Below are 5,768 nucleotides of genomic sequence, written 5' to 3'. Positions count from 1 at the left end.
TGGTGGAACGAATATTGCCGCCGTTGGTTGCCTGGTAAAGATGATCGACGATCGCCTCAAAGATTTCCTCTGCGGTAGTGAGATGGCGCAGATCTCGCACGTTGAACGTTTCCCAAAAGATCCGTCCAATGCAGCCTGTACTATTGCGCCAAGCCACTTTTGCTCCGTAAACCAGCTCCTCCTCAGTCTGCTGGTAAGTGTGCGATCGCTGATAGTCGCGATATATTTCTGCAAATCGTTCCTGTAACTTCGATTCTGGCAGCGATTGTTCTTGAGACAATAACCGCAGATAGTCGATCGCTTCGAGCAACAGGGTCGGCAGCGATTCTGTCTCTGCAATTTGTTCACGGATCTGATTACGGCTGAGTTTCATAATGGTACGGGGGCTATTTGATAAAAGTAATTGCTGTTTCAGGAGAGTTTGTCGCAACAGAACTTTGAGGTTCTTGCAAGAAAAAAGTACATAAGCTGGCACAGATGAGAGCCGTTACGCCCATGCTGTAAAACAGTGTTTGAGCATTGCTGAAGCTGTAGATCAGCAAATAAATTACACCGCCCACATTGCCATAAGCACCCACACTGCCAGCGATTTGCCCAGTCACAGGCTTGCGGATTAACGGCACCATGCTAAAGGTTGCTCCTGCTGCCGCTTGCACAAAATAGGCGCAAAGCATCGTTAGCCCGATCGCAACGGTGAGATTGGAGCCAGCATTAAGCTTGCCCATGAGCAAATAGCCGATCCCAATCCCGATTGTCAGTCCGGTCATCGTCCATTTCCGACTGCCCGCGCGATCGCTTATCAGTCCACCGCTTGGACGAGAGACTAAATTCAAAACGGGATAAGCCGTTGCGACTAAACTAGCTGTCACCGGATTTAGCCCAAAGGTTTGTTCAATCCAGGCTGGCAAAATCGATATCACGGTAATCTGAGAGCCAAAGTTCGTCAAATATGTGAAGTCGAGCAGTGCAATTTGCCGTACCTGATACCGTTCGTTTAACGGATAGTGCTGACTTGGTTGGAGAAACCCTGAGCCAAAGGGATTGAGTGATCCCACAATTTCTCGATTGACCTGCCAGGCTTTGTAGAACTGAACGGCATACAGTAGCCCCAAAAGCAGCCAGACCAGCTGCACCTGCCCGGAGGTCAAGAAGTGAATGTTGTTCTGGGACAGCGGGTAAGTTAGCAGTCCCAGCGACAGGAGCAATCCTAAATCTAAAAGTGACATTGCCCAGAAACTACGCTGGCTGGTGACTTCTAACCCACCATGTCGCTTCGGACGCTGATACAACTTGCCCGGTGGGGTGTCTTGGGTGTAACGCCAATAAATACTGCCGTAGAAAGCTGTTACGAGACCAATTATCATGATCGCCATCCGCCAGTTCAAGGTTCCGCCTGTGAAAGATGCGATCGCCACGGCTAGCACGGGCAGACAAAACTGAGCAGCGGCTGCACCAAAGTTACCCCAGCCGCCATAGATCCCTTGCGCTAGACCAATTTCTTTGGATGAGAACCATTCGGCAACCATGCGAACACCGACTACAAATCCGGCTCCCAAAATGCTGTTAATCAAACTGCTCCAAACCAGTTGATTAAAATCGTGTGCGGTTGCCGTCAGCCAGCAAGGCACTACGGCAAACATGAGCAATGCCGAAAACGTTAATCGAGGACCATAGCGATCGAGCACCATGCCAATCACAATACGAGCGGGAATGGTGAGTGCCAAATTGCAAATGGCTAAGACTTTCAGTTGTGGTGATGTGAGATGCAGTTCCCGCTGAATCGTTGTAGCAAAGGGAGCAACGTCAAACCAAACTACAAATGAGAGGAAAAAAGCGAACCAAGTGAGATGGAGAATGCGGTAACGATCGCGAAACGAGAATAAAGTTCGTAGCATGGTTTGATCCTCAAGCAATCAATTAGCATGAACGCAGAGCCAAGAGCATTTTTTGCTATGGGTTTGACCATTGTTAACAGTTTTGGACTTGAAATAGTTAATGTTTAGCGTTAGCATCTCCACCAAGCTGACATCATCCGAGACATTCCCTCTGGTGCAATGGGTAAAGAAGGGAAAGCCAAGTGTATCGACCGCAAGATGCCGCTTAATCCCGTTCGTCGCCTTGTAGAAACAAAAACCTTTCGACTCTACACTTGCACGGCAAGTGTTCTTGACCGCTTGAGAGTCAATGATGATTAAGCGAGCCCATGTGGGCTTTTTTTTACTTGTTCGCGTACCTGTTGGTGTAACACCTGCATCAGTCTGTCAATTGCCCCTGCCGCTCGCCACTGCTTGTAGTACCAGTAGACGGTTGAGTAAGGGGGCAGGTCTTTGGGCAAGTCTTCCCAGTTACATCCATTCTTCAGTTGATAGAGAATGCCGTCCAAGATTTCTCTTTTGCTCCACTTCGCTGGGCAAGTCTGCTTTTTCTGAGGTAATATCTCTTGCAACAACGGGTTCAGAATTTCCCACTCTTGGTCAGTCAGACTGCTGGAATAGGGCATAGTCACTCAACCAAACTCTTCTCATCACCTTAGTTCAACTCCCAAAAGATATCAAATGGGTTCTATAAGGTTTTGCGACACAACCAGTTTTTGCGACACAACCTGTCTTGCTACATCACACCGTTATCTTTACCCCATCTTACAGTTTTAGTTCTTGAGTTTTGTCAGTCAACCAGATCAACTATCTTATGGAGATAGTTAGATATCAGGGGTAGAATTGACTCGCTCCTGTAACCAAACCTGAAAAAGAGATTCTAAGAGTTCCTCTCTGACTGATTCACTGAGTTCAATAGAAAACCATTTTTCAATTCTTAGGATGTGATAACCAAGTTTTGTTTGAACTGGTCCGATTACTTCGCCTTCTTTCGCTTCGGAAATCACCTGTGCAATTTCTGGCATAAGTTTGGCAATGAAGCAAATCCCAACAAAGCCACCATTTTCTTGAGACTGCTTACCTTTTGAGTATTCCAGTGCCAAAGCACAGAAAGAAGCCTTTTCCTCTCGGATTGCGTTAGCTACTTTCAGAGCATCTGGTAAGTCACGGACTAGAATCTGAGAGAGGGCAACCCGTTTATAATCGTTACGGTTACTCATGTAGTGAGCATCAACAGCGTCTGCGAAGAGATGTTCTTTTAACTTCTTCGTAAGTAGGTCTACTCTGATACCTTGAGTCCAATCTTCTACAGTGATGCGCTGCTCTTGAAGCCACGCAAGGGTTTCTGAAGCTCCTAGCAATTTGTGTTCTAGACGAAAGGCATCTCCTGCTGCTTGTAATTCTTCATCAGAAACAGTAATGCCGAGCTGTTCGCAGATGTTCAAAACCAACGTATCACATTCAGCCAAAGCTGCTACTTCAGCAATTTTGTGAGAACGGCGCAGGTAAGCAATAACATCTTCATTGGTTGCAGGCGAAATTTCTGGTAGTACAAATTTCTGTAAGGACTCCAATTTAGTTCGTTCTAAAGTTTGTGTCATTTTTTTGTTCTCCTCTGGGAGTAAATTGTGGTGCAAGAGTTATCGCTTAGCTGCGGTAAAGCAATTTTTCAGGGGAAATTTCTGGGATTGTCAGCTTGTTGCGATGTAAATCGCCGTAAAGATTGAGGTAATCAAGTTCAGCAGGAGTCAGCTTTCCCTGCTGGGCTCCAGATATCGCCGCATCAACTTCTTCGCGCCGAGTCAAACCTGTTAAGCAAACATCAATACAGTTCTGGCTTAAGGAGTAGCGGTACAAGTCGGGGACAGTAGGTCGCCAGCACGTTTCCGGTAGACCATTAGGGGCATTCCATAACGCTCCTGTGTGAGAACCTGTTGACTTGAACGTGACAATACCTGGTCGCTGCGGGTCTTGGGCATCTAGCTGATTGAACACTTGGCTCTGGGCAGACCGATGAGCGACATTGTGTCTGACCATGACCACATCTAACAAAGGGCTATGTGACCACTGTTGAGCCAGATTGACATTGTGGAAAGAAGCACCGATATAGCGAACAGCTCCCATTTTCTTGAGGCGTTCAGAGGTGCCAAACATTCTTTCGATGGTGCGCTGATAAACGCTATTAGCGCCTCTCAAATCGGGGGCAAGCTGCAAGCAATCCTGTAAAACTTGCCCATCACTGGAACCAATCCAGCCCCAGAACAACACATCAATGTAGTCAATCCCCAGTTCCACGAACTGATCTAATAGAGCAGCGAGTGCCATCTCTGGACTTTTGATGTAAGTCACGGTTGCCAGCACCACTTTCTCGCGCACTGAGGAGCCACGTCCACACAGTTGGCGCAGTGCCCCAGACATCGGACTGTAGATATAGTGGTGCAAGTCACTGGAGTAGAAAAAGTAGTTAATCCCCCTATCGAAGGCGTAAAGGGTGTCTTCACTAGAGATGCTGCCACCGCCTCCCAAACCGAGACAGCTGACTGTTAAATCAGTCCGTCCCAGTTTGCGGTAAAAAGGTAAATCCGACTCTGGGAATTTATCGACTGCATGGCTGACTTCGCTGGCTGAGACTACGTTAGGCGGCGCGAGATCAGTTAGTTTCATACGTCTAACGGGGTGTAGATGTCTTCAGAATTGGCATTGAGGTAGGCACGCTGCCAGTCAATCCTTAGGAGGGAGAAGTGTTGGCGGATAGATGCCATCCGACTTTCTGGAGATTCATCACCGTTTTGCCGAGCTTCCAGCAAGCCATTGGCAACAATTTGGCAGCGGTTCATTCCGAAACTCTCTACAGCAGCAAATTTGCAATCTGGTTCTTCTGCTAGAGCAAGTCCAGGCGCAAGTAACTTTGTGAAAAGGGTTACTTCCGTCCGAAAATGCAATTGGTTTTCTGCATAAACACTTGTTAGCACTTCCCGGACTGTTGGGTAGTTGCTTTTCTCAAAGTAGAGAACCCCTGAGTCATAGCGCCCGTAGTCAGAAGGGTTGTATAGCACCTTAAAGGTAAAGGGAATTTTGATTTCATTCAGTTGCTGCGTTAGGCTTTCCATAACGGCAACCGCACCTTCGTGGCTCAAATTGAAGTAGACTCTCACTATTCCACGATGACTATCTGGATTGCTGCGATTGTCCGCCCCCGCATTGCTGACTGCCATGTAAAAGCCGTTTTGAACCAGATTTTTGGGCATCCGGATAGCAACTGAGTCACCTACAGCGGCGGATTGTTCAACTGGTTGTAGATGTTGTTCGCGCTCAATGTGTAAAGTCAAACCACCCTTTGTCACCGCCAAGCTACCATCACTCTCCTGCCTCACTACATACCAACCTGGGTCAAAGTAGCCTTCTCCGGTATTGCTTTTATGTAGGCGATCGTAAAACTCTAGGTCTACCCCAAAGAAGGTATTGTTCTCTAGATTCTGATGAGGTGCTAAGTCAGTTGAATTTGCATCCGGTGCAAGGGCAGCCTGCATGGAGCCGTTGTAATAGATGCCGTAGAGAAAACTTTGTAGCTGTAGACTCAAATACTTATTCTGAAGCTCCAAAGGTATTCGCTGAAAACGGGCTACCACTTCAGGAGGAAGCTCCAAAGGTTTGTAAGCGGAATGGCTAATACAGAAGTTAGACTGGATCTGAACATTTTTGGCTATGTCTTGAAGAGAATCCAGCACTCGATCTGACGCAGAAACTGGCAGTTGACTTGGAAGAGAATCCAGTAATTGCATAATGGTTTGGGTGCAACTAAAACTACTTAAGCGAGAGAATGGCTGAGGCTAGTGAGTTCAGATTCTGCCACTCCAAAAACAGTTGGGATTGATTGTTCCGGGCGGCACAACA

General features: G+C 47.2%; 6 protein-coding genes. All 6 read right to left on the bottom strand.

Features of this window, described 5'->3' with window-relative positions:
* Positions 1 to 373: nitric oxide synthase oxygenase (locus tag H6F93_RS00155; RefSeq protein ID WP_190677979.1), on the bottom strand; the 373-nt coding region annotated here is incomplete at its 3' end.
* A 13-nt stretch (positions 374 to 386) separates the two neighbouring features.
* Positions 387 to 1,895 carry a NarK family nitrate/nitrite MFS transporter gene (locus H6F93_RS00150; RefSeq protein WP_190677976.1) on the bottom strand — a complete coding sequence of 503 codons (1,509 nt, stop codon included), beginning with the start codon at positions 1,893 to 1,895 and terminating at the stop codon, positions 387 to 389.
* Positions 1,896 to 2,191: 296 nt separating this feature from the next.
* On the bottom strand, positions 2,192 to 2,500 hold the full coding sequence (locus tag H6F93_RS33205; RefSeq protein ID WP_199313391.1) for a transposase: 309 nt from the start codon (positions 2,498 to 2,500) through the stop codon (positions 2,192 to 2,194).
* Positions 2,501 to 2,698: 198 nt separating this feature from the next.
* The gene (locus H6F93_RS00140; protein WP_190677973.1) at positions 2,699 to 3,475 is read right to left on the bottom strand and encodes a peptidylprolyl isomerase; all 777 of its coding nucleotides are present in this window, start codon (positions 3,473 to 3,475) and stop codon (positions 2,699 to 2,701) included.
* A gap of 46 nt (positions 3,476 to 3,521) precedes the next feature.
* Entirely contained in the window at positions 3,522 to 4,538 is a 1,017-nt protein-coding gene (locus H6F93_RS00135) for an aldo/keto reductase (RefSeq protein WP_190677970.1), read from the bottom strand.
* A complete protein-coding gene (locus H6F93_RS00130) occupies positions 4,535 to 5,656 on the bottom strand; it encodes a T3SS effector HopA1 family protein (RefSeq protein ID WP_190677968.1) in 1,122 nt (373 codons plus the stop codon). Before H6F93_RS00130 ends, H6F93_RS00135 begins: the two co-directional genes overlap by 4 nt.
* Between the last annotated feature and the right edge of the window lie 112 nt (positions 5,657 to 5,768).

It is taken from the genome of Leptolyngbya sp. FACHB-671, assembly GCF_014695745.1.
In the GTDB taxonomy this organism is placed as follows: domain Bacteria; phylum Cyanobacteriota; class Cyanobacteriia; order Elainellales; family Elainellaceae; genus JAAUTN01.
This window is presented reverse-complemented; position numbering and strand designations above follow the sequence as displayed.

Bases quoted from the DNA above. Each gene is read 5' to 3' on its own strand.
- H6F93_RS00130 (WP_190677968.1), bottom strand. From the start codon at position 5,656: ATGCAATTACTGGATTCTCTTCCAAGTCAACTGCCAGTTTCTGCGTCA.
- H6F93_RS33205 (WP_199313391.1), bottom strand. From the start codon at position 2,500: ATGCCCTATTCCAGCAGTCTGACTGACCAAGAGTGGGAAATTCTGAAC.
- H6F93_RS00140 (WP_190677973.1), bottom strand. From the start codon at position 3,475: ATGACACAAACTTTAGAACGAACTAAATTGGAGTCCTTACAGAAATTT.
- H6F93_RS00135 (WP_190677970.1), bottom strand. From the start codon at position 4,538: ATGAAACTAACTGATCTCGCGCCGCCTAACGTAGTCTCAGCCAGCGAA.
- H6F93_RS00150 (WP_190677976.1), bottom strand. From the start codon at position 1,895: ATGCTACGAACTTTATTCTCGTTTCGCGATCGTTACCGCATTCTCCAT.